General features: G+C 46.0%; 20 protein-coding genes. 8 read left to right on the top strand and 12 right to left on the bottom strand.

Going from position 1 to position 24,764, the window contains the following annotated elements:
• Positions 1 to 67 precede the first annotated feature (67 nt).
• The gene (locus QUA97_RS07630) at positions 68 to 358 is read left to right on the top strand and encodes a helix-turn-helix domain-containing protein (protein WP_333082080.1); all 291 of its coding nucleotides are present in this window, start codon (positions 68 to 70) and stop codon (positions 356 to 358) included.
• Positions 359 to 537: 179 nt separating this feature from the next.
• Here the strand turns inward: QUA97_RS07630 and QUA97_RS07625 are convergent, their stop codons facing one another.
• Complete coding sequence (locus QUA97_RS07625; RefSeq protein ID WP_333194228.1) at positions 538 to 855, bottom strand: hypothetical protein; 318 nt, start codon at positions 853 to 855, stop codon at positions 538 to 540.
• A 106-nt stretch (positions 856 to 961) separates the two neighbouring features.
• Here QUA97_RS07625 and QUA97_RS28280 point away from each other — a divergent pair, with 106 nt between their 5' ends.
• Positions 962 to 1,171 (top strand): hypothetical protein, encoded by a 210-nt coding sequence (locus QUA97_RS28280; RefSeq protein ID WP_442921569.1) that lies wholly within the window; start codon positions 962 to 964, stop codon positions 1,169 to 1,171.
• 272 nt (positions 1,172 to 1,443) lie between these two features.
• Here the strand turns inward: QUA97_RS28280 and QUA97_RS07620 are convergent, their stop codons facing one another.
• Positions 1,444 to 2,223, bottom strand: a complete 780-nt coding sequence (locus QUA97_RS07620) for a photosystem II S4 domain protein (protein ID WP_333194226.1) — start codon at positions 2,221 to 2,223, stop codon at positions 1,444 to 1,446.
• Between the two features lie 171 nt (positions 2,224 to 2,394).
• Between QUA97_RS07620 and QUA97_RS07615 the strand changes: the two genes are divergently transcribed.
• Together QUA97_RS07615 and QUA97_RS07610 are read left to right on the top strand one after the other, a co-directional pair.
• Positions 2,395 to 3,441: a DNA-methyltransferase gene (locus QUA97_RS07615; protein WP_333194224.1), complete on the top strand. Its 1,047-nt coding sequence runs from the start codon at positions 2,395 to 2,397 to the stop codon at positions 3,439 to 3,441.
• Complete coding sequence (locus QUA97_RS07610) at positions 3,438 to 4,166, top strand: PaeR7I family type II restriction endonuclease (RefSeq protein WP_333194222.1); 729 nt, start codon at positions 3,438 to 3,440, stop codon at positions 4,164 to 4,166. The genes QUA97_RS07615 and QUA97_RS07610 overlap by 4 nt, the downstream gene beginning before the upstream one ends.
• Positions 4,167 to 4,469: 303 nt before the next feature.
• Here QUA97_RS07610 and QUA97_RS07605 read toward each other — a convergent pair whose 3' ends face one another.
• The 4 genes from QUA97_RS07605 to QUA97_RS07590 form a co-directional block, all read right to left on the bottom strand.
• Positions 4,470 to 5,300, bottom strand: coding sequence for an SWIM zinc finger family protein (locus QUA97_RS07605; RefSeq protein ID WP_194067231.1), 831 nt, complete (start codon positions 5,298 to 5,300; stop codon positions 4,470 to 4,472).
• 92 nt (positions 5,301 to 5,392) lie between these two features.
• Entirely contained in the window at positions 5,393 to 8,662 is a 3,270-nt protein-coding gene (locus QUA97_RS07600) for a DEAD/DEAH box helicase (protein WP_333194220.1), read from the bottom strand.
• A gap of 209 nt (positions 8,663 to 8,871) precedes the next feature.
• Positions 8,872 to 9,462, bottom strand: a complete 591-nt coding sequence (locus QUA97_RS07595) for a Uma2 family endonuclease (RefSeq protein WP_194068253.1) — start codon at positions 9,460 to 9,462, stop codon at positions 8,872 to 8,874.
• Between the two features lie 155 nt (positions 9,463 to 9,617).
• On the bottom strand, positions 9,618 to 10,127 hold the full coding sequence (locus tag QUA97_RS07590) for a hypothetical protein (RefSeq protein ID WP_194068251.1): 510 nt from the start codon (positions 10,125 to 10,127) through the stop codon (positions 9,618 to 9,620).
• A gap of 288 nt (positions 10,128 to 10,415) precedes the next feature.
• Here QUA97_RS07590 and serA point away from each other — a divergent pair, with 288 nt between their 5' ends.
• The 3 genes from serA (at position 10,416) to QUA97_RS07575 (ending at position 14,130) form a co-directional block, all read left to right on the top strand.
• The gene (serA, locus tag QUA97_RS07585; RefSeq protein ID WP_194068250.1) at positions 10,416 to 11,999 is read left to right on the top strand and encodes a phosphoglycerate dehydrogenase; all 1,584 of its coding nucleotides are present in this window, start codon (positions 10,416 to 10,418) and stop codon (positions 11,997 to 11,999) included.
• Positions 12,000 to 12,584: 585 nt separating this feature from the next.
• Positions 12,585 to 13,475, top strand: a complete 891-nt coding sequence (gene prmA, locus QUA97_RS07580; protein ID WP_333194216.1) for a 50S ribosomal protein L11 methyltransferase — start codon at positions 12,585 to 12,587, stop codon at positions 13,473 to 13,475.
• Between the two features lie 172 nt (positions 13,476 to 13,647).
• Complete coding sequence (locus QUA97_RS07575; RefSeq protein ID WP_333194214.1) at positions 13,648 to 14,130, top strand: pentapeptide repeat-containing protein; 483 nt, start codon at positions 13,648 to 13,650, stop codon at positions 14,128 to 14,130.
• A gap of 204 nt (positions 14,131 to 14,334) precedes the next feature.
• Here the strand turns inward: QUA97_RS07575 and QUA97_RS07570 are convergent, their stop codons facing one another.
• The 3 genes from QUA97_RS07570 to trxA all read right to left on the bottom strand — a co-directional run bounded on the left by QUA97_RS07570 (position 14,335) and on the right by trxA (position 21,334).
• On the bottom strand, positions 14,335 to 19,446 hold the full coding sequence (locus QUA97_RS07570) for a DNA/RNA non-specific endonuclease (RefSeq protein ID WP_333194212.1): 5,112 nt from the start codon (positions 19,444 to 19,446) through the stop codon (positions 14,335 to 14,337).
• A gap of 898 nt (positions 19,447 to 20,344) precedes the next feature.
• Complete coding sequence (locus QUA97_RS07565; protein ID WP_194068247.1) at positions 20,345 to 20,929, bottom strand: hypothetical protein; 585 nt, start codon at positions 20,927 to 20,929, stop codon at positions 20,345 to 20,347.
• A gap of 87 nt (positions 20,930 to 21,016) precedes the next feature.
• Entirely contained in the window at positions 21,017 to 21,334 is a 318-nt protein-coding gene (gene trxA, locus QUA97_RS07560) for a thioredoxin (RefSeq protein ID WP_194068246.1), read from the bottom strand.
• A 73-nt stretch (positions 21,335 to 21,407) separates the two neighbouring features.
• Here trxA and fabG point away from each other — a divergent pair, with 73 nt between their 5' ends.
• Positions 21,408 to 22,172, top strand: a complete 765-nt coding sequence (gene fabG, locus QUA97_RS07555; protein ID WP_194068245.1) for a 3-oxoacyl-[acyl-carrier-protein] reductase — start codon at positions 21,408 to 21,410, stop codon at positions 22,170 to 22,172.
• Positions 22,173 to 22,232: 60 nt separating this feature from the next.
• Here the strand turns inward: fabG and QUA97_RS07550 are convergent, their stop codons facing one another.
• The 3 genes from QUA97_RS07550 to QUA97_RS07540 form a co-directional block, all read right to left on the bottom strand.
• Positions 22,233 to 22,688 (bottom strand): HD domain-containing protein, encoded by a 456-nt coding sequence (locus QUA97_RS07550; RefSeq protein WP_194068244.1) that lies wholly within the window; start codon positions 22,686 to 22,688, stop codon positions 22,233 to 22,235.
• A gap of 126 nt (positions 22,689 to 22,814) precedes the next feature.
• Positions 22,815 to 23,288 carry an NUDIX domain-containing protein gene (locus QUA97_RS07545; protein ID WP_194068243.1) on the bottom strand — a complete coding sequence of 158 codons (474 nt, stop codon included), beginning with the start codon at positions 23,286 to 23,288 and terminating at the stop codon, positions 22,815 to 22,817.
• Positions 23,289 to 23,425: 137 nt separating this feature from the next.
• Positions 23,426 to 24,463, bottom strand: coding sequence for an adenylate/guanylate cyclase domain-containing protein (locus tag QUA97_RS07540; RefSeq protein ID WP_194068255.1), 1,038 nt, complete (start codon positions 24,461 to 24,463; stop codon positions 23,426 to 23,428).
• Positions 24,464 to 24,764: the final 301 nt, after the last annotated feature.

Below are 24,764 nucleotides of genomic sequence, written 5' to 3'. Positions count from 1 at the left end.
CTTTTAACTTGTGAACATCCAAAATAGACAAAAACTTAGTGAAATCATCAAAACTGCTCGTGGAACAATGAGTCAACGAGCGTTTGGTAAGCTTTTAGGCGTTTCTGCGACTGCTGTTCAGCTTTGGGAAAGGGGCGATACGGTTCCCGATACTGAAAACTTGGCTAAGCTCGCTGCCAGAGCTGGTTATTCGCTGGAAGAACTTCTGAGATTTTTGGATGGGAAGCCAGTTTCAGATCCGTTAGATATTCAAGATATTGTCAATAAAATTAGGTTCTTGCCTCTGAGCCAGGTGGCGCTAATTGGCAAAGCTGTAGCGGAGAGATTCGCTGCGTCGGCTGAGGCTGCTGGGGAATGAGTTAGGCTCGATCGCGATCGCCCGTTTTGCAGAATTAGACTCGATCGCGCTTATGGACTGACGCACTCCGACAAAGAAACCGGGTTTTTACCTAATCTGTCGGTGACAACGAAGTATTTTCCTAAAAAACCCGGTTTCTGGGCCCCTATACGATCGCCCTTATCGGAAAATCACTCGCCCTATCCCTGACTCAAAATATCTAAAAACTCTCGGACAACGCGATCGGGTTCTTGACTGCACCTGTGGGCCTCGCAATAGTGGATGGTGAAGATGCCGTGGGATGCAAAGATGCGATCGCGCGTTTCATCTTTTTCTGTGTCGCGATGCGATATTTCGAGAATTCCCCATTTGCCTTGGTGGAAAATGAGAAAATCTGGTTCTTGGTTTTGTCGCCCTGCGGGTGTGGTGAGGTGGGCTTTGGAGTTGGGGAAGAAAAGGACGGAAGTGCGATCGAGCGCTTCGGCTATTTTTACTTCTTCTTCGCAGCGAAAGCGCAAATCGTTCCAGTGATAAATCCGTTCTTTTGTGCTTGACAGAAATCCCTGGTTATGCGCGTTTTCAGCCTTGATAATTCTATCTGATACTGTATGATAATCAGATAGAATTGCACCGTGTAAATCTGCTGACGAATCAGATTCACTTAAGGGCGATCGCTATGAGGGTCAGTGGGAGAATGACAAGCGCAACGGTTCAGGGACAATGATATATTCTGATGGCACTCGTAAAGAGCAATTTTGGAATAATTGTGAATTAGTTCAATTACCGACAAGTCCTCCACCAGATTTTTTACCAATTGCTTCACCAAGTCCTTGATAATTAAGAGTATGTGCTTGAATTACGATCGCACTTCTATCCTCACTTCTTCCCCACCTTGTCTCATTGCTTGCAAAAAGGCTGTTGAAGCGCGATCGCCCTTTCGTCAATTTTCAACCAACACAAAACCACGCGCACTTCATTCTCACCCTAAATCTCGTAAAAAACCCGGTTTCTTCCAACTCAACGAAGTGGCCAGAAACCGGGTTTTTCCGCAATACTTGGCTATCGTCCTCAATCTTGTAAAAAAAACCGGTTTCTCGATTCGTCAATTACAAATATCGAGTTAACTGCACTCGATAGCGTTCTTTTTTTGTTACCATAACTTCCCCAATTTCCAATCTTCCCTTACCGCTAACGGCGATTAAATCTCCAGATTTAACGTGATAACTAGATTGGGTGATATCTTTCCAATTAACTCGCACGTCGCCTCTGTCAATAAATTCAACCATTTTGCTGCGAGACATGGCAAATCCGGCCGAAGCAACAGCATCCAATCTCATTGATGCTTCAACGGTTGTCATTTCTTTCTTTTTCGGTTCTCTAATTTTGAGCTCGCTCAATTCAATGCGCCGAGTTTTCACCGGAACCGATCGCACTTGCTGCAAACTCATCTCCAAATACTCTACCATCTCCGGCATCACAATGGCTTGCGCGCCGCGTTCGCCCAACACAATGATATCGCCCGTTTTCTCGCGGACAATTCCCGTACCCAACATCGCCCCCAAAAAGTCGCGGTGAGAAGCTGTATCGAACAAGAAATTGCCAGCTATTTCTACCGCAGCAATGCTGACACTCGCAGAGTCGATCGGGAGATCCGATCGCGCGATCGCAATTCTTTGTCTTTCAGCTTGCGGGTAGCCGCCCCAAGCCACTAATTCCACATCAGTTAAGCGCTTAAATACCGTCATAGTGTCCGCCAACTCCGGCGGCGACAGAAAATCAGTCAGAGTAACTTCCCAAGTTTTAATTGCTTGTTCCGCTTGGTCGATCGCCCGCGCCACACATTCGCGGTTTTCAATGCCTTTTAACAGTTCTTCTCTTTGTAACATCAGTTAATGCTAGATTCTAATTTGAAATTGCCAAAAATTGCTGTAACTAAAAAGTCTACTTTTTTAACAGTCACACTACTTTAATTATAGTCTAAGATAATCCAATAACGAACTTATGATTTTTGGGACTCGCAAAACTGATATGATGAACATGATTATTGTACCAAATGTATGAAGTCTTCCAGTTTAAGCAAGGTTAATATTTCAACGCGGTTACTGTGTCAGGAAGCAGCCGAACCGTTGAAACAAGCGCTACAGGATAAAAGCCTTGTACCCGATGAAGCAACGGCATTACTAACAGCAGACGAGCAACGCGCCATTCCTGCCATCAGCAAAAATAAGGCGTTGATCCAGGAAATTCAGAATCGCGTGCAGGGGTTGCCATCTTTCCATTCCCTGCTACAGGGCGATAGCCGAAACTTGACACATATTCCTGATGAAAGCGTACATCTGGTAGTCACATCGCCCCCCTATTGGAATTTAAAAGAATATCTCAAAAATCTCAACCAGCTTGGCGAAATAGCAGACTACGAAAAGTTTTTGCAGGAGCTCGATCGAGTATGGCAGCAAGTATGGCGCGTTTTAGTCCCAGGCGGGCGGCTGGTGATTGTCGTGGGCGATGTCTGTGTGGCGCGCCGGCGGTTTGGCAGACACATGGTATTTCCCCTGCACGCCAGCATTCAGGAACACTGTCGCCATTTAGGATTTGACAACCTCGCACCGATTATCTGGTACAAAATCGCCAACGCTTCCCTAGAAGCAACCGGAAACGGCACCAGTTTTCTCGGCAAACCCTACGAGCCCGGAGGTGTCATCAAAAACGACATAGAGTTTATCCTGATGCAGCGCAAACCGGGCGGCTACCGCAGTCCCACCCTCACAGCACGAGTATTGTCCGTGATACCGGAAACTCTGCACCGACAGTGGTTTCAACAAATTTGGCAGGATATCAAAGGCGCTTCCACCAAGCAACACCCCGCCCCGTATCCTTTGGAACTAGCAGAAAGGCTGGTGCGGATGTTTTCCTTTGCGGGGGACACGGTACTTGACCCGTTTATGGGAACGGGCACAACCTGCATCGCTGCAGCAAATTGGGGACGCAACAGTATCGGGGTAGATGTTGAGCCAAATTACCATCAAATGGCGCTGAAACGGATGCAAGAAACTTATGGTTTGCGCGTAGTTTATGAGGGATTGATGGCGGAGGTTGTCGAATGACGGGACTGTCGCCCATCCCCGATGATGTATTCCGGGAAGCTGTGCAGGGTTTCTGGGATACCCGCATCGCCCAAGCACAAGCCCAAGTGCTAGCAGGCAAAGTAGATCGAGGCAATCGCAGCGCGGTGACAGGAGGCAAGCAGATGGATGGTTTCATCCTCACCCTGACCGATTTCCTGCTGGCTGCGGGTGTTCCCCAAAACCACATCCACGTAAAAAAAAGCCTAACTGTCATACCGGGCTTTTTTCGGCCGACGAAAATGTATGATTTTCTGGTTGTAGACCCACAAAAGCGGCAACTGAAGGCAGTCATCGAGTTAAAAAGTCAGGTGGGCAGCTTTGGCAACAATTTCAACAACCGCACAGAAGAAGCGATGGGGGCGGCTCTCGACATCTGGACAGCTTACCGGGAAGGGATGTTTGGCGAAGCACCTCCGCCACCGTGGTTAGGATATCTGTTTGTTTTAGAAGACAGTCCTGCTTCGCGCGCGCCGGTGCAGGTTGCCGAACCGCATTTCGCGGTTTTGCCGGAGTTTAGAGCGGCAAGCTATGCTAAACGCTACGAACTTTTTTGTCAGAAGATGGTACGGGAAAGACATTTCACGGCTGCTTGTTTTTTACTGACTAACCGCGAACAGTCTGCACAACATCCCAACTATACGGAGCCATGTTCAGACTTGTCTGCTGCCAATTTTTTGCACCAGCTTATCCGGCACGCGATCTAAATTAGGTAACAGATTTTGGCGTTGCTGAACAGGAGTATGAATGTACATTTTTTAGTTATTGCCGAAAACAGACTTTTTGCGCCTTTGAGTCTTTGTGTAGAAGTTAATTCATATCATTTCCGGTTGCACTCCTCATGATGTTAACTGTTAACTGTTAACTGTTAACTGTTAACTGTTAACTGTTAATTTACTATTCCGATGAAGAGAGGATTTGATATCATATCATTTCCGGTCGATCACCTTAACAAAAAAGGATTGCGCTACCGGACATCATATTAATCAGCTATCGCGCACTGTAAAATTTTACAGTTTATTCTTCGTCTTCACCCGCATATATAGCTCTTCCATCGCCTCAATAAACGAACCATCCTTTTGCCAAAAAGCCGGAAAATCTCCCTGTTTCTTCACTACGATCGCACTTACGCCACTTTGCACCCCCACCTCAATCGTCTGCGGCAGCCGCTTTGCACCGTGCCAAAACTCCTTCAGGCTGATTGTTTGCGCTTCATTCGCGATCGCCCGCGTGTAATAGGAATCCACCGCCACAGGGGCCGCTGCATCCGCCGTCAACTCAGCAGAAAGCGCCATTCCCAAAGGCGTTTTTGCCAATTCGCGGTGCAGCACTTCCTTAGAAAGTCCCCGTAATTCAAACAGTAAAAACGGATCTTTGTCCAATTCGGCCGCCACCAAATAATAAACTCCCGCAATATGTTTGCAGGGATTGCTATAGTCTGGACAAGAGCAAGTCGTTTTAAAATCCTCACGGCTGCTGGGTAAAAGGTGCAATCCAAAGGGCGAAAAAGCCTTTTCAATATTGTCGGGCATTTCGTTGAGTAGCAGCCGGGAAATGAAACTGGCTTTCGATGCCATTTGGGCGATCGCCACTTTCCACTTTGCCTGACTAATCGGCTCAAACTCAATTTTAGTTTTGTACAGCGGCTCCTTATAAACCCCATAATAAGGATTAACCGATCCTCTCACCTCTGCCATCACTAACCCATCATTCATTTTAAAGCTTTTTACCTTGCCATTCCGCGCATAGGCACGTCCCCGTCCGAGTCGCCCAGAATCGGTAAACCTTTCCAACGCGCTGATAAATTTATTACCCCACCAAGTCCGAGTAAATTGTGACATAAGCTGTTCTACATTTAAATTGTATATTTCGATGAATCTCAAACATCCTCTCCCCCTCTCCCCCTCTCCCCCTCTCCCAATCTCCCCCTCTCCTAATCTAAAACTGCATTTTTATTGAGCCTAATTAACTTCTTAAATGCCTCATTATCCAACTCAGTCAACCACGACTCATCCGCACCAATAATTGAGCCTGCCAATTTCTTTTTGTCCTCAATCATTTGGTCAATCTTTTCTTCCAAAGTGCCAATCGCCACAAACTTATGCACAAACACATTTTTTTCCTGTCCAATCCGAAACGCCCGATCCGTCGCCTGATCTTCCACCGCCGGATTCCACCAGCGATCGAAATGAAAAACGTGATTGGCTTTTGTCAGCGTAATTCCCACACCGCCCGCCTTCAGTGACAAAATAAATACCGAAGGTTCTGATTCTGGATCTTGAAACTCTGAAATCATCCGTTCCCGTTTTTCGCGACTCGTTCCCCCGTGGATGTAATAAGTGTTATAATGTAAGGTGTGTTTGATGTATTTTTCCAACGCACTTCCCAATTCTGTAAACTGCGTAAATACCAATAAACTTTCGCCTTCCGCTTTCACTTCTTCAATCATTTCGATCAGCCGTTCCAGTTTGTGCGATCGCTCCGGTGTAAACTCACTTTCATCCTGCAAAAACTGGCGCGGATGGTTGCAAATTTGCTTCAGCTTCAGCAGCGTCGCCAAAATCATCCCCTTGCGCTTTATCCCTTCCGCGGCATCAATGTCTTGCTCTACCTCTTTGACGATTGCTTCATAAAGCGAAGCTTGCTCGCGGGTGAGATTGCAGTATAGTTTTTGCTCCACTTTGTCGGGGAGATCCTGAATAATTGACTTATCAGTTTTCAGGCGGCGCAGGATAAAAGGTTCTACTAATTTTTTCAGCGCTGCTGATTGCGTGCGACTCCCATTTTTTTGAATCGGTAACTCAAACAACTTCCGAAACTGCGCCTCTTTTCCCAAATATCCGGGATTGAGGAAATTAAAAATTGACCATAAATCCAACAAGCGATTTTCTACAGGTGTTCCAGTCAGCGCCAACCGATGGGTAGCCGGCAACTTTAAAATCGCCTTTGTTTGCGCCGCCTTCGGATTTTTAATATTCTGCGCTTCATCAATTACCAAGCGATGCCACTCTACACTGCTCAACAGCTTCTCATCTTTGCGCGCCAAAGTAAACGAAGTAATCAACATATCACAATCTTGGACGGCGGCTTTAAATGCTTTGGTATCTTGCAAGCGCCCAGGGCCGTGGTGAATCAGCGATCGCAATTCTGGAGCAAATTTTTCCATTTCCTTTTGCCAATTGCCAACTACGGAAGTTGGCGCAATTAGCAGCGTGGGTAAAACCGCCTTTTCAGTTTTTTTAGTAGTAGATAAAACTTCTCTTTCTTGCAATAATCGAGCAATTACCTGCGCCGATTTACCCAAACCCATGTCGTCGGCAAGACAGCCATTTAATCCCAAACTTTCCAAATAACTCAACCAAGAAACACCGCGCTTTTGATAATCCCGGAGTTTGCCTTGAAACTTTGCCGGATCTGCAATTAACTCTAGCCGACTCTTATCGTGCAGCTTCTCCAACATATCTGACAAAGCCCGATCGCGCTCCACCTCCAACTCTTCACTAGCTTCTCCTTCTGCCGTCAACTTCATAAAGTCAATCAGGCTGACATCGGGATTCTCTTCGCGATGTTTTTTCCAAAACTCCAGCATCTCCTGCATTTTATCTTTGTCCAGTTCCATCCATTGTCCTCGGAACTGCACCAGCGGTGTTTTGCTATTAACTAACGCCTCCCATTCTTGTTCGCTAACCCGTTCGCCTCCGATCGCCAATTCATACTGATATTCCACCAAGGAATCCGCCGAAAACAATCCTTTGCCCTTGATTGCAGCGCTTTTCTTACTGCTGCCCTTGACTTGCAGGCGAATCTTCGCCCGTTGTCGTCCCTTCGGCGTCCACCAAGCGGGGACAATCACTTTGTATCCGGCATCTTCTAGTACCCAAGCGGACTCGCTGAGGAAGGTAAAGGCATCATCTAAGCTGAGGGAAATGTTAGCAGGTTTGTCGGTTTCTAGCCCTTGCCAAAGCTGGGGATAAATGCGCGCCGCGTAGCCGAGATTTGTCAGCAAATGTTGCTCGAAGTTGTCACCGAATTGTGTTTGCAACTGTTTTTGTTGAGTCGATCGCGATCGCCAATAATCCTGCAACGGCATCCGCAGAGATGGGTCTTTTTTCGCAGCCACCTTAAACTCTAAAACCCAAGGCTGTTCGGGGTTTTCGGGGGATTGCAATTGAAAGCAAAGGGAGAATGAGTCAGCAGATTGATTGCGCGTAATGCGATCGCGCCAGGTTTGCCATTGCTGATATCGATCTAGGCTGACTCCCGCGATTTTTCGTGTTTGGTTGAGACAAATTTGGAGTAAAGAGTCCGAAATTTTATTCTCAAACGATGCTGGGATTGGTGTTTGAGTGACAATTTCCGCGATCGCACATTCTGAAAAATGCCGCAGCAACATTTCGCGATCGTAGAACTTTGGCGTCATATCTGCTAGTTTGAGCTTGTTAAAACCCGACGCACAAACTAAAGGCATCCATTCAACATAGCGTTGTAAATCAGTTTCGTACTGCGCTGAAACAATTTCCCATCCCGGATAAATCTCAAAGCTTGGTGCAGTCTTGGCAGTGGTTTTAGTAGTTTTTGCAATTTTTGCAGTTGTTTTTGTTTCACCGGCTTTCTTGCGCCCGCCCGTGGCTTTCTGGGCGGGTTCTGATGTTTCGATGGGTGCGATCGCGATCGGAGCAGTTTCTCGATAGCGCAACGCCGGAATATAAAGATCCTTGAGAATAATTTGTTTAAAAAATTGCGTGTAGTGATGCCAGAATAGTAAGTCAGAACCGAACTGAACTTCTGCCAAATCGTAGAGGGCCAGAAAATGCAAATCGTTCAATACTTTGGTGAGGCTGTGGGTGGCAATTGGCAGACAATCGACTTCCCAATATTCTAATTCAAACGTTTCGGGTAACTCTGTCTCTAAATATCGCGCTAACTCTAAAGATGGTAACGGCTGGTTATCGGCGGCGGGTAGTAAAAAGTACCGAGGGGCGATCGCTTCTAGCCCCCTCGAACTTGTATTTCCGAAGGCTGATAGTTGAATCCCGGCTTCTTTCGTTAAAAACTCTGTTAACTTTGCCGTTTCCAATTGTCGGGGATGAACTTTACCACGTTGGTTTTTATGTTCAGTAGTTTCAACCCAGATATAAAATTTTCCACCTTGAACAAAACTTTCTTCTGTTTGAGGAATCCAAGTGCCGTGGAGGATTTTCATAGGTCATACCAAATGCAACCTTTGGCAGCCTATCATATCATCAATTAGCGGGAAAAGATAAGAGGGCGGTTGAAACCGCTGCTATACAAACGATGTCCGCCTCTGCGGACTAAAGAGAATAACGTAATTTTACCGCGCTATCTTTAACCGGCGGAGGCTGGTTTTGCTTGTGTAAACCTGGTTTCAACCGCGCCCGTCTTCTTACAAATTTAGAAAATATCAGTTAAATCCAGCACAAAACCGGGCAGTACATTTTCACCTGAGAGAGTTTGAGGCGCATCTAAAATTTCTACTTCTCTATCTTGACGGGAGATTTCTACTTGTCGATTTTGGCGATCGAGCAACCATCCCAACCTCGCTCCATTTTTCACGTACACTTTCATTTTAGCCCGCAATTTTTCTAAAGAATCGGTGGCCGATCGCAATTCCACTACAAAATCGGGACAAATTGGTGCAAATTTCTCTTTTTGTTTCGCAGTTAAAGCATCCCACCTGTCGCGCCGAATCCAAGCAGCATCGGGAGAAATATCTGAACCGTCGGGCAGTTTAAATCCAGTAGAAGAATCAAAAACTACTCCCAAATGCTTATTTTGACGGCTCCAAGATTGAAGTTGAAAGTTTAGGTCTGAATTCCGTCTGCCTGTCTCGCTACCTGTAGGTGGCATAATAATTAATTCTCCCGTTGCAGTGCGCTCAAATCTCAAATCCCGGTTGTCTAGACACAACTGGAAAAACTGCTCGTCAGTTAATTCGAGCGTTAATTCTAGGGGAGAATGTAGGGCAATAGTTTGTGATTCCATAACTGCCTCCAAATATTACACGAGTTGAATGTCAACAACCAACTGCCAACAACCAACAACCAACTAAAAGAGCGGGCACTCTTGGCACCGCCCTACCAACAACCAACAACCAACAACCAACAACCAACTGCCAACTGCCAACTGCCAACTGCCAACTAAGTCTCTGCTGTATAACCTTGCATATTTTCCGGTTCAAACGATCGCAAAATATTAGCTGCTTTGTCGGTTAAAACGTCAGTACCCTTAACAGCAATCAAAAATTTGCCCGCATTCAAACGGTTGCGGTAGGGTAAAGCATCGCCGCTACCAAAGGCCATTCCTCCGGCACCGCCGACAAATACGCTGCCCATCCCGCCGCCGATGGCACCTAGCACTCCACCGATGAGGTGATCGCCAATTTCGCCCGCCCAAGCAAAAGTTTTCAACTCAGTCATCAAGCTGAAAGTAACGCCGGCAATAAAGCCAAACGGTATCAGCCAAATAGCCATGAGTTTCGCTTGTTTATTTGCTTGCTGGTTGGGATCTATCAAACCAAATTCATCGGCAGTTTTGTAGCCGCGGCCCAAAATGCTTACTTGCTTCATCGGTAAGCCTTCTTTTTCGAGGGCGCAGTAGGCCGCTTCGGCTTGCATTCGATCGGGCAGTACGGCGATAAGATAATTCATTGACAACAATTCCTGATAGTTAGGTTCGGATACCCGGAATTTATTATAGCCTGAAAAGACTTGCTAGCTAAGCAATTGGGCGTTTTCCAGAGGTCGGCCCAGGACGATCGCCCCCAAAGCTAAAATATTTCCCGCAAAAATGACCGACCATGACCGAATACAGATACAATTCAAACTGCACAAAGGCAAGCTTGAGCTGATCTGTCAGATACGGCTCTAAGTCATAAGTCTCAACTTTGAGCTCGCCAACGCTCGGCCTATTTTTACTATTGCACTCGATTGCTTGCTATGCCTAAAGTTCTAGTATCCGATCCGATCGACCAAGCCGGAATTGACATCCTCTCCCAAGTCGCGCAAGTTGACGTAAACACAGGACTTTCCGCCGCCGAACTGGTTAAAATTATTCCAGATTACGACGCTTTAATGATCCGCTCTGGCACCCAAGTTACCAAAGAAATCATTGAAGCCGGAAATCTACTCAAAATCATCGGTAGAGCCGGAGTCGGCGTAGATAATGTCGATGTACCCGCCGCTACCCGCAAAGGAATTGTAGTCGTCAACTCCCCCGAAGGCAACACGATCGCCGCTGCCGAACACGCGATCGCCATGATGCTCTCGATGTCCCGCCACATCCCGGAAGCCAACGCCTCCGTCAAAAGCGGTAAATGGGAACGCAACCGCTTTATCGGCGTAGAAGTTTACAAAAAAACCCTCGGCATCGTCGGTTTGGGCAAAATCGGCTCCCACCTCGCCGCCGCAGCCAAAGCAATGGGCATGAAACTGCTCGCCTACGATCCCTTCATTTCCACCGAACGAGCCGATCAGTTGGGCTGCCGTTTGGTAGAACTAGAATTGCTGATGCGCGAATCTGACTACATCACCCTGCACATCCCCAAAACGCCGGAAACCCTGCACTTAATTAACGCTGAAGTGCTGTCGAAAATGAAGCCCACGGCCAGGATAATTAACTGCGCTAGAGGTGGCATCATCGACGAAGCAGCCCTCGCAGAAGCTATAAAATCAGGCCAGATCGCCGGCGCAGCGATCGACGTTTACGAACACGAACCCCTCGAAGCCGATTCCCCGCTGCGGAGTGTCGGCCAAAACATCGTGCTGACACCTCACTTGGGCGCTTCGACGGCGGAAGCTCAGGTGAATGTGGCGATCGATGTTGCCGAACAAATTCGCGATGTGTTGTTGGGACTCCCGGCGCGATCGGCTGTTAACATACCCGGTATTTACCCAGACTCGATCGAAAAACTCAAACCCTACCTGCAACTCGCCGAAACCCTAGGCAACCTCGTCAGCCAGCTAGCCGGAGGCCGAGTCGATTACCTCAACGTTCAACTCCAAGGCGAACTCGCCAACAACCAAAGCCAGCCCGTAGTCGTCGCCTCCCTCAAAGGCCTGCTCTCCCAAGCCCTGCGAGAGCGCGTTAACTACGTCAACGCCAGCATTGAAGCCAAAGAACGCGGCATCCGCGTCGTCGAAACCAGAGACGCCTCGATTCGCGACTACACTGGCTCTCTGCGCCTCTCGGCCAAGGGAACTCTGGGCGAACACACAGTCACGGGTGCAGTCCTCGGCGAAAGCGAAATTCGGATTACCAGCGTTGACGATTTCCCAGTCAACGTTTCCCCGACTAACCATATGCTGTTTACCCTGCACCGCGATATGCCGGGGATTATTGGCAAAATTGGTTCCCAATTGGGCAGTTTTAATGTCAATATTGCCAGTATGCAAGTGGGCCGTAAAATCGTGCGAGGCGATGCGGTGATGGTTTTGAGCCTGGATGACCCTCTACCAGAGGGCATATTGGCCGAGATTCTCAAAGTTCCGGGAATTCGGGATGCTTACACGGTGAATCTTTAAAGAATTTTAGATTAAGGATTTTAGATTGACATCTAAAATCCTTAATCTAAAATCGTTACAGGGTAAATCTTTAAAGGATTAAGGATTTTAAATCTCAAGTCTAAAATCTAAAATCGTTACAGGGTAAATCTTTAAAGGGTTAAGGATTTTAAATCTAAAATCTCAAACTTGTTCGCTTGCGAAGTTGAAAATCTAAAATCCTTAATCTCAAATCGTTAGACGGTAATTCTTTGAAGGATTAAGGATTTTAGTGAATGCCAATCTAAAAGCTAAAACTTGTTCGTTCGCGAAGTCGAAGAATCCTTAATCTAAAATCATTGCACGGTAAATCTTTGAAGGATTAAGGATTTTAGAAGCTGCCAATCTAAAATATAAAATCGTTCCACGGTAAATCTTTGAAGTATTAAGGATTTTAGATTTTGGATACAAGGACTGATAATTGGTAATGAGTAATTAGTTATTGGTAAAAAAGCCAGAAAGCTGAATTGTTTCTATTAGTCAATCCTGATTCTTCACTACCCAGTTCCCAGTTGCCAATTCCTGACGGGCCAATCTAAAATCTAAAATCTAAAATCTAAAATTGTTATGGCACATAGCTGGTGGGAAATTAGAATTATTTGCGATCCGGCGCTGGAAGATATCATCTTTTGGCGTTTGGAACAATTTAAGTGTCGGGGAACAGCCACTCAGATCAAAAGCAATTCCTGCCTGATGTCGGCTTATTTGCCCGAAGAACAAGCCCGATTGCTGGATTTGGCTGCCCTGTCTCTGTGGCTGCGACAAGATGCTCTGTGTGCAGGTTTGCCCCTACCTGCGATGCAGTGGAATTTGATTGAAGAGGAGGATTGGGGCAGCACTTGGAAGCAGCACTGGCAGCCTCAAGAAGTGGGCGATCGCTTTTTAATTAATCCCGCATGGCTGCCGGCGCCGACTGATACCGATCGCGTCATTTTGCGTTTAGATCCCGGTGTGGCTTTCGGTACGGGTGCTCACGCTACGACTCAGCTTTGTCTGGAGTCGCTGGAAATGCGTATCGGTTTTGATGACAAAGAGTGCATCGTTGCGGATATTGGCTGCGGATCGGGTATTTTGTCGATCGGCGCGGTGTTGTTGGGCGCTACAAAGGTTTATGCTTTGGATACCGATCCTTTGGCAGTGCGATCGACCATTAGCAACCGACAGCTTAACCGCGTTAACCCGCAGCAGTTAATCGCAGAACTCGGAACGGTCGATCGCTTGAAAGAAATGATCGATGAGCCGATCGACGGTTTGATGTGCAACATTTTAGCAGAAGTAATCATAGATTTAATCCCGCAGTTCACCGCGATTAGCAAACCGAGTACATGGGCCGTGCTCAGCGGCATTTTGCTCGACCAAGCTAAGCCAATTGCCGATACTCTCGAACAGCACGGTTGGATTGTGGCTACTTTGTGGAAGCGCCAAGATTGGTGTTGTTTTAATATTCGGCGCAGTTAGCGTTTTTAGATTTGAGAGTAGAGATTTTAGGACAGTTGTATTGATTCTGAGCCATCTGGATTACTTGGTATGCGATCGGGTTCAACCTCTCGCACAGCTTGATATATTTATTGATAAAAAGTAGAAGTAATCGCGCTACTATCAAAGTATAAACAGCTTGAACAAGAAAGCTATGGACGTTGAAGAACTATATAGACGTTACGCTGCGGGAGAGAGGGATTTCTCTGGAGTTGATTTAAGTCATGCTGATTTAAACGTTGCTGACGTGGGTGATATTAGAGACCTCCCACCAGGTCAGAATGAGTTGAGTGGTATCAATCTCAGCGGTGCTAACTTGACTAGAGCCGATTTGAGTTTTGTTAATCTCAGCGGTGCTAATTTGAGTAGTACGAACCTTGAATCTGCTATCCTATTGGGTACTATATTGATTGCTGCCGATTTGAGGGACGCTATCTTAGATTATGCCGAACTGGGAGGCGAACTGGTTGATGCCGACTTGAGAGAAGCCAACCTGCATTGTACGCGATTGATTGATACTAACCTGACTAGAGCCAATCTAATGGGTGCAGAATTTGCAGCCACCGGAGAAGGTCGTGTGATTTTCTGCAATACCATTATGCCTGATGGTACTATTAGGAATGACGATTGCTCCTAAAGGGATTGATAGATCGGTTTTGCTGGAAAAGGGTATTGGAGATGGTAGGATATACTTTGATTATCTCATTCGCACGGTCTAAGATTGATTTGATATAAGAAAAAGTCAAATCATCTTCAACTCATAGACTTTATTAAAAGTCAATAGCCTGGTATGCTAAGCAAGCTTTCCAGGCTAATTTGTTTGATGTCTAGACGCTCAGCCTTATGATTCGATTATTTCCTCTATCTCGTCTGGAATATTTGAGAAGAAGTCAAGCTCAGTCAACTCCTCAATTTGGTTAACAGTCAGTTGCCATGTTTGCCAATTTCTCCAAGCAGCTTTGTTTTGTATGTCTGGAAGACTTAACCCCAACAAAGTATTGAATGGGTGAGGAACTGGAAGTGGGAAATCTCCATTCGCATCTACCGATCCATTTGGATTAGTTGGGACGTGAGCTGGTTCAACCTCGTTGGGTGTCAAAATGCCGTAAGTTGTAGTGTTAGCAATTGTGACATTAGCAGGATTCAGTCCTGGTTGCTCTAAATCCAGTACGACCTTCCAAGTCCAACCAGGAATATTGATTCCTTTGCTTGTAAGAATCTGGGGATTTGTTAATCTGCTGGGTCTTGCTCTATGGCTTATACGTTGAGGATTTAGATTGCTTTCATAACCCCCAGCGACAACATAAAGCTCTTTTGAGTCAATATTAGTAGTGGATGCAAGCAAATCATCAAAACTCGTCCATGCTGGACTTTGCGGATTTTCATCTAGGCTGAGATCGTTGTTATCTTGATGCTGTGGAACTACATTCGTCATCAAAAAAGTCGCTATGTTGTCCTTTTCACTATTAGTTCGCTGAGACGAAGGTAGCATATGACCCCTTGAATACAAACTGTTGCTGTAGTCCTCATTTTTGACCCGACCCCAAGTTTCAGGAATACTTTGATCTTCGATAAATCTGAGATTTGAGCGCGCAACACTACCCAGCCACTTTTGATTCAGTTGCCAACTTACCCATTTAGGAGTTTTACTGCTGTCATCATAAGCAGTGGCAAACTGTGCTTTCTCTAGCAAATAGTTATTGCGCTCCGCAATAGCAAGATCAGTTGTGTTCCTGGCATCTGAGGGATTTCCAAACAGTAGATGTTGGCTTTTGAAAAATACATTATCTAAGTAAACATTACCGCCACCAACAACTTCAAACTTCAGAGTTGCTACTTGACCGCGCAAATTGTCAGGCACCTCTACTTGGAAAGTCTCAAACCCTTGAATTCCATAATCAATCCTTTGTGTATCTGCTAAATATGCACCTCTTGTACGATTCGCTCGCCTCAAGTTGATCGATGATGAAACGCCTAAAGGACTTCCATCTGCTGCTGACAAAGTGACCAAAACTGTTCTGCGTCGATCTCGATCCACCAGTTCTGTTTCGGGAACATGGAGGTCAAATCGTAAATTCCCCCACTCAGGCACGACAAAACGGTTGTGGGTAATACTTTTACCCGATTCTAGCTTCAGAGCATAATTTGGTTGAGCGCGATCGACTCCAATTCGATCCAGTTCTGCGTGCAAAGCCGGAGCCTCCGTTGCAGATAGCTGATTCACATCAACAAGGTTGCTTGTAGTTACACTCGGTGACGTTTCACCATTATGCAAAGACCAACCAGGAATCGCATCAGAAAAGATAGTCCGATTCAGTCCCTGCGGATTGAAAACCGCATCAAAATTGCCGTTAAACAGAGTGGGAACCGCACCATCTCCCCGCATCCTGGCATCATAAGTATTGTCAAAATCTACCGGGATGCGCTCTACATTCGTTTGGGGACGCAACTCCGAACCGCCGCCCAAAACCGAATAAAACCACCCCGTACCAATTCCCTCCCAAGGAGCAGCATCAACACCATGTTCAAAACTGTGTTCCGGCGTATACCAAGGGCTAACGCGAGCCGGGCCTGTCAAAACAGTACCGCCAAATGAAAAGTCCTTATCGAACAAAGGTTCGCGATACCCATCACCGCGCCGGCGGAAAATAGGATTAACATCTAAGTCTTCATCGAAGGGGAAGTTAGTTGGAAACAAGTCAGATGTTCCTCCATACCAACTCAAAACACGTCCGTGTACGGCTCCCCTGCCGGCAATACCAACAGTAGGATCTGTTTCCTTGGTAAACCCAGCACGGCTGTCATTATAATCTGGGTTATTGCTATTGGTTCCCAGGAAAACCGACAAATCCGGTTCTCCTAACAGCGGAGCATCTGGATCGGGATTTTCTGACCTCCAACCTTCTCGCGGAAACTGAAGTCCGGGAGCTGTTTTTCCATCCTCAGTAGACGGAAGATTCGGAATATCCCGACCCGCAGGCGAAACCGTACCTCCTGATAAATCCGGTACTGTCTGATAGTAATTATCCGCAAAAGTGACATTTTTCCACACCTGAACCTTCGGTTCGCGGAAATCGCCGAAATTATCTGTCACCACATTTAGCCCCGGTTGGTCGAAATCGTGAGGGTCTAAAGTTGTCATCTGAAGGTCGCGAATATCAGAGTTTTCTTTGCCACCAGCTTCAGGAAAATGAGTCCCCAAACGCTGAATAATTTCGCTGTTAACAACTGTTCCCCGACTGAAACCAACAAAATGCAGCGGTGAGTTGAAAATTGCTCCTTGTTTTGCCGTGCTATTTTCATCAATGAACAGTTGGTCTAACTGCACGAGGGAAGCAAAGAAAGTATCTGCCACTGCTTCGCTAAAACCTGAATCAGGAGCTGCCGATTCATTATTGTTCGACCAGTCATTCAGCAGCACTAACGGTTGATTGTTGTCAAGGTACGGAGCTATGTAACTCTCCAACTTGGTGAGATAGTCGGCGTCGTCTTCTGGATTCTCACCTGCTGGGAAATCTGGCGCAACCGCTCCATATTTGTTGACAGGAACCCAATAACCAGTAGCGAGGTCGTACCTCATCATCAAACCGTTGTCCTCAGCACCTGCATTGGCAATACTATTGCCCAGTTGGTAAAACTCTGAAGGAATTCCAGGGTTATCAAAAAAGGGAGCACTAAAGGGAGGCTTGAAGCCATGAGTCAGCACAGTTACGCTGGGGAAGACATCATTACCATCATCGGGCTCGGTCAATATTGGCGTCCAAAAATCGCCAAACTCTATGTTCCGGCTGCCATTTTTATTCCAAGCTTCAACGGCCCAGTTGTACTCCTGACCCGCTGTCAAAGTGAGGTTGTCAGGTAGCGTGAAGCTGGTATTTGTACCTTCAATAAATGTTTGACCGCCATCCAAAGTCCACTTGCCAATGCCGTCATCATCTCTTTGCCAAGTTGCAGTTAGAATTCGGTTGGGGTTGAAGTCGTTCTCTTGGCTGCGGTAAAAAGAAGTATTCCAAGGTTTTGTCAATAAGTCCAACTGTTCTGGTTTGCTCAATCCTTGATTGAACAGAAATTCGTTGCCATTCGGGTCTGGTAAATCGACAACTTCATCCCACGGCAGCAGTCCTTCACCTTCATCGAATACGCTGAGGAAGAGGTTAACTTCTTCTACATTTTCACTCGGCAATTCGTCAAATTCCCATTCTAAAGTAGGAGTCAAGTCATTTGAACTATCCCCTGGCCCAGTTAAATCCAACCAATCCAGCGGTGTCGCCGCCAAACCGCGAGAGTTAGTCGCAGCAACGGGAGCTCGCTTGCTACCAGGTGGCACGCCGTAAGTATACTGGTTGTTTGCATCAATCAGAATCTGGAAGTCAGCAGCAACACTAACCGCTGGGTTAATATTATCAATTGGCACTGTGGAAAGGTCAGCAACCGTAGCATTTCGTGCTGTAGTGCTGTCGAACAAAGGCAGCCCGACACCCCGACCTTTAGCATCAATTTGAAATTGAGCGGGGTTTGTCACTGTTTTGACGAATTCTTCAGTGTCAAAAACATACACCTTGCCATTCGCACCGCTCAAATTGGGATAGGAAGCATAGAGGTACTTGCTGTCACTAGAAAGCACTAAATCAGTAGTCAATCCGTCGGGAATTGGTCGAGTTGCTGCTACTAATTGCGGATTAGTCAGCGGGTCTTTGATAATGCCGATATTGCTCCCGGCCCGCGGGTCTCCATCTACGCTGGGTATTTCCTGACCGAAAAATTTCGGATCGTTATTGCGACCCACAACAAACGCATAACTAGCATCCGGTAAAACTGTTACCGAAACTCCTTCATTCACATCGAAATAATCAAAGTCGGAACCCAACCCTAAACTTGCATAGCGAGTAGTAGCAGCAAAACTTACCGGGTCATTATTAGTAATATCTAGTACCCCAAATCCTTTGCTATCTTTCCCGCTGTTTGTGAACGTCATCTTCAGCGGATCGACGGTAGAAGCTACGCCTTCTACGCCTTCATCGGCTGTTACAGATCCGATTAATTGATTCCACTTTTGAGGGTTCTGACTTGGGTCGTTGGGGCGGTCTTTGGGGTCAATATTCACAACGTAAATGCGGCTGTTTACCCCATTGGGTGCGGTAACAAATAGCTTCTTTCCGTCGCTGCTAATTGCCATCTGTCGCAAACCGCTAGGTGCTGCACCAACTGTGATAGTTTGGGTAACTTGGTGGTACTTGGAGGAGAAAGGGTTGATATCGAGAACGTAGATGGAATTGCCACCAGTTTTCCCGTCAGCAATGTAAGCGTATTGGTCGCGGGAATCAAGTACAATAGAACGAGGCGATGCACCGCTAGGTAAATCGATCGGGTTTAAGCCAGCTACATCCGCTTTAGTATCTACCTGCTGTCGGGTTATCGGATCGACTAAAGCGACTCTACCGGAAGCTTCCAGAGGCACGTACACGCGAGAACCGTCGCTAGTTACAGTCAAATCTCTGGCTCTATCTAGCCGATCGTCCGTACCTACAGCAATGTTACCAATTAGCAAGTCGCTGCTGCTAGTTGTCGCCACAACAGATTCTGGATTAGAAGCGTTGAGGAGGGCAATTTTATCTGCCGTCCACTGCGCTGCAAACACGTATTCTGTAGTGTTTTCCAGCCGGTAGGAATTGCTGTTGTAGAGAACTTCTGTTGCTGGTTCTGCCGGATTTGGGCTGACTTTTTCGTTCTGTTTGCGGCCCAGGACGATCCGGGAATCGCCCAAGGGTACGGTGTCGGGAACTCTGACGGCTACTTCAAATTGATTGTCTGCTAATTCGCTACTGAGGTTAGTTAATATTGTGCCTTCATAAGCTTGGCTGCCAACATAAAATTTTACCACTAAATCGCTGAATTGGCTACCTTTTGGGTCGCCAAAGTTGTCTGCTAAAACGTTGCTCCCCGTCAGAAACAAAACTGGTAGATTATTCTCAAAAGGTTGATTGTTTGCGTCTTTGAATTTGACTTCGGCACTTTCAATCAGTGGAGGATTTTTGGGATTGGCGGCAGTTGGAGCGAGTTGAGATGCGCGTCTTTCCGCAAAAATAGGCTCTTTACCGAAGTAGTCGATTTGTCTTTCGTTTGCAGGTTCGCCAGTGAGAGTGTCGAACTCAGGCGATTTTTTTACGGGGGGGGGTAAAACTGAAATTCTTTAATTTGGGGCTAAAATTGATGGATTTGGAGGAGATTGCGGTGTCTTCGGGGTTATTGTTAGAACTGTCTGTAAGTTCGGGGAGTGCTGGTTCTGGGATAGGGCTGCTAAGGGCTTGAGGATTGAGTGAGTTGTCGGTGTTTATGTCAAATTCAGGTATTAAGGTCGTTTCACCGATAGGGAATGGCTCTTGACTGTTGAAGGGAGATTTATTGGAAAATTTCATAAGATGCGAACGGGAGCATCTCACTTTTGCAGCCAAGCTAGAAATTGGAGGTAGGAGGCAGGAGACAGGAGACAGGAGGAAAGAGGAAGAAAGAAGGAGTCAAAAGAAGTCTTTTTACAAATATGAGATGCTCCCGATGCGAACAAGCGATACAGTAACTTGTGATTCTTAGTATCTCACCATAATAAAATTGTTTATGTCAAGCTGTTGAGGCAGAAATGTTAATTATTGTTATACAAATTTACATAGTGTTAGAGATGCCTGGTACGATCGCCATTAATTAGGCAAATACAATCTCGATCGTCCCGTAATATCGTTTCCAATTAAATCGGAATGATTTAACCGCTCTTGGCGCAGAGGGCACAGAGAGAGAATAGAGAGATGAATACAGGACGATGCTACCGGATTCGATCTAAGTAAGCAATTGCAGCATAATTAAGAACTAGAAACTAAAGAACGAAGGTAAAAAGACACCGCTCCAATTAAATAAAAACCATTCACCAAAATCAACAATCCTTTACCAATATAAGAGTGAACAAAACCAAAAACGCGGAAAGTAGACAGCAGCACTAACAACATTTCCACCACAGAAACAATTGACCCGTAATGCTTTCTATCCCAATAGGAAATCGGACTGATAAAACGGTAATTGCTGAACGGAAAAAAGTGTCGGTGAGCGTCGTCATTGTGGACTGGCAAATCTCCCAGAGAGTGCAGTATCATGCTGAGAAACAGAATTTGCACGCTTTGCCAGCCGAAGTAATCAGCAATTACCCAACCAATAACCGCGAGGGGAATTGAATGAAACAGCGCCACAATATTCTGGACAAAAGGCTCGTAATAGGCTGTTGACCAAATTGTAGCTTCCGGCAAACGAGCAATGTATTTCGCCCAAAAGTAAAATAAAAATATCGGGATGTCGGGTAAAATTCCGCCCGTAACGATGAGTAAATTCAACTCAGAATGCTGGGCTCTACCGAGAATGGCGAGATTGATAATTGCGTGGCTGGGAGTTTTCATGAGTAAGGTGCGTCAACTAGGATTATCTTATTTATAATTAATCAGATATTAGTTGACGCACCCTAGGTGTGAGATAATTGGCTGATGTTACAAGTGAGGTTGCAGTCGATCGAGCAACTGCGCCGCTTGCATCACTCCCTCAATGCGATCGACCTCAGCACCATTTTTGAACAGTACCAAAGTCGGCAAAGCATAAATGTGATGCTGCGACGCCAACTGTTCGTACTTATCCGTATCGATTTTGACCACCATCAGCTTCTCTTTCGTCTGACCGCTGACTTGCTCCAAAATCGGTACCATCATCTGACAAGGCCCGCACCAAGTAGCGTAAAAATCTACCAACACGGGCAAATCGGAGCCCGATAGTAACTCCTCAAAACTGCTGAACTGTTTTTGAACTGCCATAGGACAAAATAATTTTTTTGGTTCTGGCTCGATTTTAGTGCAAAATTCTCTGGTAGATTGCGAGGATACAATTATGGAATTATTACCAGAGACATATCAGAGATTGCGGGGTCAAGTTGCTGTCGTCACCGGTGCATCGCGGGGAATCGGCCGCGCCGTTGCTTTAGCCCTAGCCGCAGAAGGCGCTAAAGTCGCCGTCAACTATGCCAGTTCCAGCGCTGCTGCTGATGAGGTGGTAGCAGAAATTATCGCTGCTGGCGGAGAAGCTGTCGCACTTTCAGGAGATGTCTCGAAAACTGACCGAGTGGATGCACTCATCAGTAATGTCATGGAAAAATGGGGACGGATTGACATTTTGGTGAACAATGCAGGCATCACCCGCGATACTTTGCTGTTGCGGATGAAGCTGGAAGATTGGCAAGCTGTGATTGATTTGAATTTAACCGGCGTGTTTTTGTGCGCGAAAGCTGCGAGTAAAATCATGCTGAAACAGCGCAGCGGTCGAATTATTAATATTGCTTCGGTGGCCGGACAAATGGGCAATCCCGGACAAGCTAATTACAGTGCGGCGAAGGCTGGGGTAATTGGTTTTACTAAAACTGTGGCTAAGGAGTTGGCGAGTCGCGGGATTACTGTGAATGCTGTTGCACCGGGTTTTATCACTACAGATATGACAAAAGATGTCAAGTCTGATGAGATTTTGAAGTACATTCCCCTGGGGAGATATGGGGAAGTTGAGGAAGTTGCGGGGATGGTGAAGTTTTTGGCGGCGGATGCGGCGGCGGCTTATATTACGGGGCAGGTTTTTAATGTGGATGGGGGAATGGTGATGGCTTAGATTTGGTTTTTTTTTAACCGCAGATGCACGCGGATGAAAGCGGATATCTGCGGTTAATAATTACTTTAAGGCGGCACGCAACTGACTGAGGACTTTTTTGTATTTTGCCATGCGTTGAAAATCTGCCTCTGTCGGATTGGCGATGCGACGAATATCGAGGTTATGAGTAACATCAGCGATTTTGACTCGCAGTGCGATCGGGTTGGCAATCACACGTTCTAAATAAGCTGCATAAGCTTCTCCTTCTATTTTGGTAATCGCCGCGATCGCCGAGACGATAACTTCAGGAAAATCTTCGCTTCTAAGTTGCTCAAGTGTAAGTTCAGAATCTTCGACTGCATCGTGGAGAACCGCTACGATTTTCTGCTCTAGAGAAGTTACATTTTCCATCACAAATAGCGGATGATCGAGATAGGGATTACCTGCCTTATCAACCTGCTCCTCATGTGCTTTGGCTGCGATCGCGATCGCTCGTTGCAGTAATAATTCGTAGTCTGAATTCCTATTAGACAACATAAGCTGTTCTCCATTTTAACTGTATGTTAAAAAAAATAAAACTCTTGTGGGGAGTAGGGGTTGGGCATCCTGCCCGCCATGAATATGCAATCCAAATGCGCGACAACATAGTACAGAAATTCTCTATTAAAGTTTCATTTTCCTGGTGGCTAAAAGGTCGTGTGTGGTTTGCAATTTTAAATATTCCTGTAACAATTTCCAAGCCATTTGAGTACCCTCCCCTGCGTTGACTTTTTCAAAATCTATATCTTTTCTCAAAACTACCAAACCGACACCTTCTTTGATTTCTATTTGATCGCAATCGCTAACTCTCACCAAAAAAAGATGGTTGTTTTGTAAAATTTTTATATCGTTTTGGGACTTTTTGTGAGTAAAAGTTGCGATAAATTCCATTGTGTAATCAGGTATTGCGAGGCAAGTTTCTTCCTCCATTTCTCGCACTGCTGCCTGCTGTGGACTTTCTCCAATGTCCACGCCACCACCAAAAGTAGAAACCATTCCTTGACTGGCAATACCTGGAATATTATCTCGCAGTTGTACTCCAATCTGACCGTTCGGGAGCATTATAAAAATGCGAACTATTGACTTGGGAATATTCATAATTATCGAGTTTATAAAAAAAAGAAACTTGCTTTATATAGCGGTTCTCACAAAAGTGAGGATAGCCCTAGGCCCTAGGCCCTAGGCCGGATCGTACCTCATCTTTCGCTTGAAAGGCTATAGTTTTATAATTTAACTCAAAATATTTTCCTAATCCAATTGTACACCGCCGCAGACAAAGCCCGTAACTTATTTACAAAAATTTGCCAAATTGAAACTTTTCTTACCTCAAATAAATCTTCTATTTCCACGGGCAGCGGCGGCATTCCGACTACTTCATAGAGCGGATATTCGCCGCTTTTTCCCGGAATTTCAACTAATACGCATTGATTGACGATCGCCAATTCCTTGACTTCCTGATAAGTCTCCTCGGAAATCAATAAACTCGTTCCTACTTGCTTGTTAGCAGCTTCGATCCGGCTGGCCAAATTTACTGCATCTCCGATCGCCGTAACTCTCTGACTCTTCGATGCCCCCAAATTCCCCACAACCGCCAAACCGCAGTGAATCCCAATCCCAATCCGCAATCGGTGACGGTATAAAGTCTCAAAATAGGGATTGAGTTTCTCTAGTTCCTCCAGCATTTCCACTCCCGCCCTCACTGCTTGTTCCGCCGCCTTTTCGGGATTTTCTAACCCAAATAGCGCCATGAAACCATCTCCCATATAATTATTAATCATCCCGCCGTTGCGGTTAATAACATAACCCATTTTTTGGAAATAGCGATTTAAAATATAAATTACGTCGTAGGGGAGCAGCGATTCTGCAAACGCAGTAAACCCTCGAATATCAGCAAACAAAATTGCAATTTTTTTCTCGTGTCCCACAGGAGCAGAAATCAACTTTCCGACCATTTCGTCGTTAAATGCTTCCAAGTCTTCAGAATCGATCGCCAATCGGCGCAAAATCACCTTCCCGCCCGCCACCTGTGTCTGACAAGCCAGCCTAATTTCGGGCTCTAAGCGTAATTTTTTTGCAAGTTCCTCTTCCGACGAGGTGCGCGGAGAGCAAAATTCCAAACCTTCGACAATCAAGACGCGGCAAGTCGAACACCGGGCGCTACCGCCGCAGATGTGGGTGTGGGGAATGCCGGCACTGAGGGAAGCTTCGAGAATTATATCGTCGTCGTCTATCTCGATCGTGCGATCGTCCGGCAGATAGTGAATGTGCGGCATCTGTGGCATCTCCAACCTGAATAGCGCGAGAAATCTCGCTCAAATCTGCGATCGCCATCAACCGGTGCGATGCCAACCCAATTTTTAAAACTCTTTTCTATATGCCCTGATTTCTTAACTGTATCAGGATTTTCTCTTATTTTCCGAACTCAACCGCCAAGCTGAGGCCCGATACGCGACATTCAGAAAACGATCGCCTCACTCGATCGCCATTATATCCCCAACTTCTTCAAGATGTTCCAGAGTTGGGAGTTCTGTTTTCTAGCGTTACTTTTATTGACAAAATTAAATTATTCTTAAT

Source organism: Microcoleus sp. CZ3-B2 (assembly GCF_036705055.1).
Classification (GTDB): Bacteria; Cyanobacteriota; Cyanobacteriia; order Cyanobacteriales; family Microcoleaceae; genus Microcoleus.
Note: the sequence above shows the minus strand (reverse complement) of the source record. Positions and strands in the feature narration are given on the sequence as shown.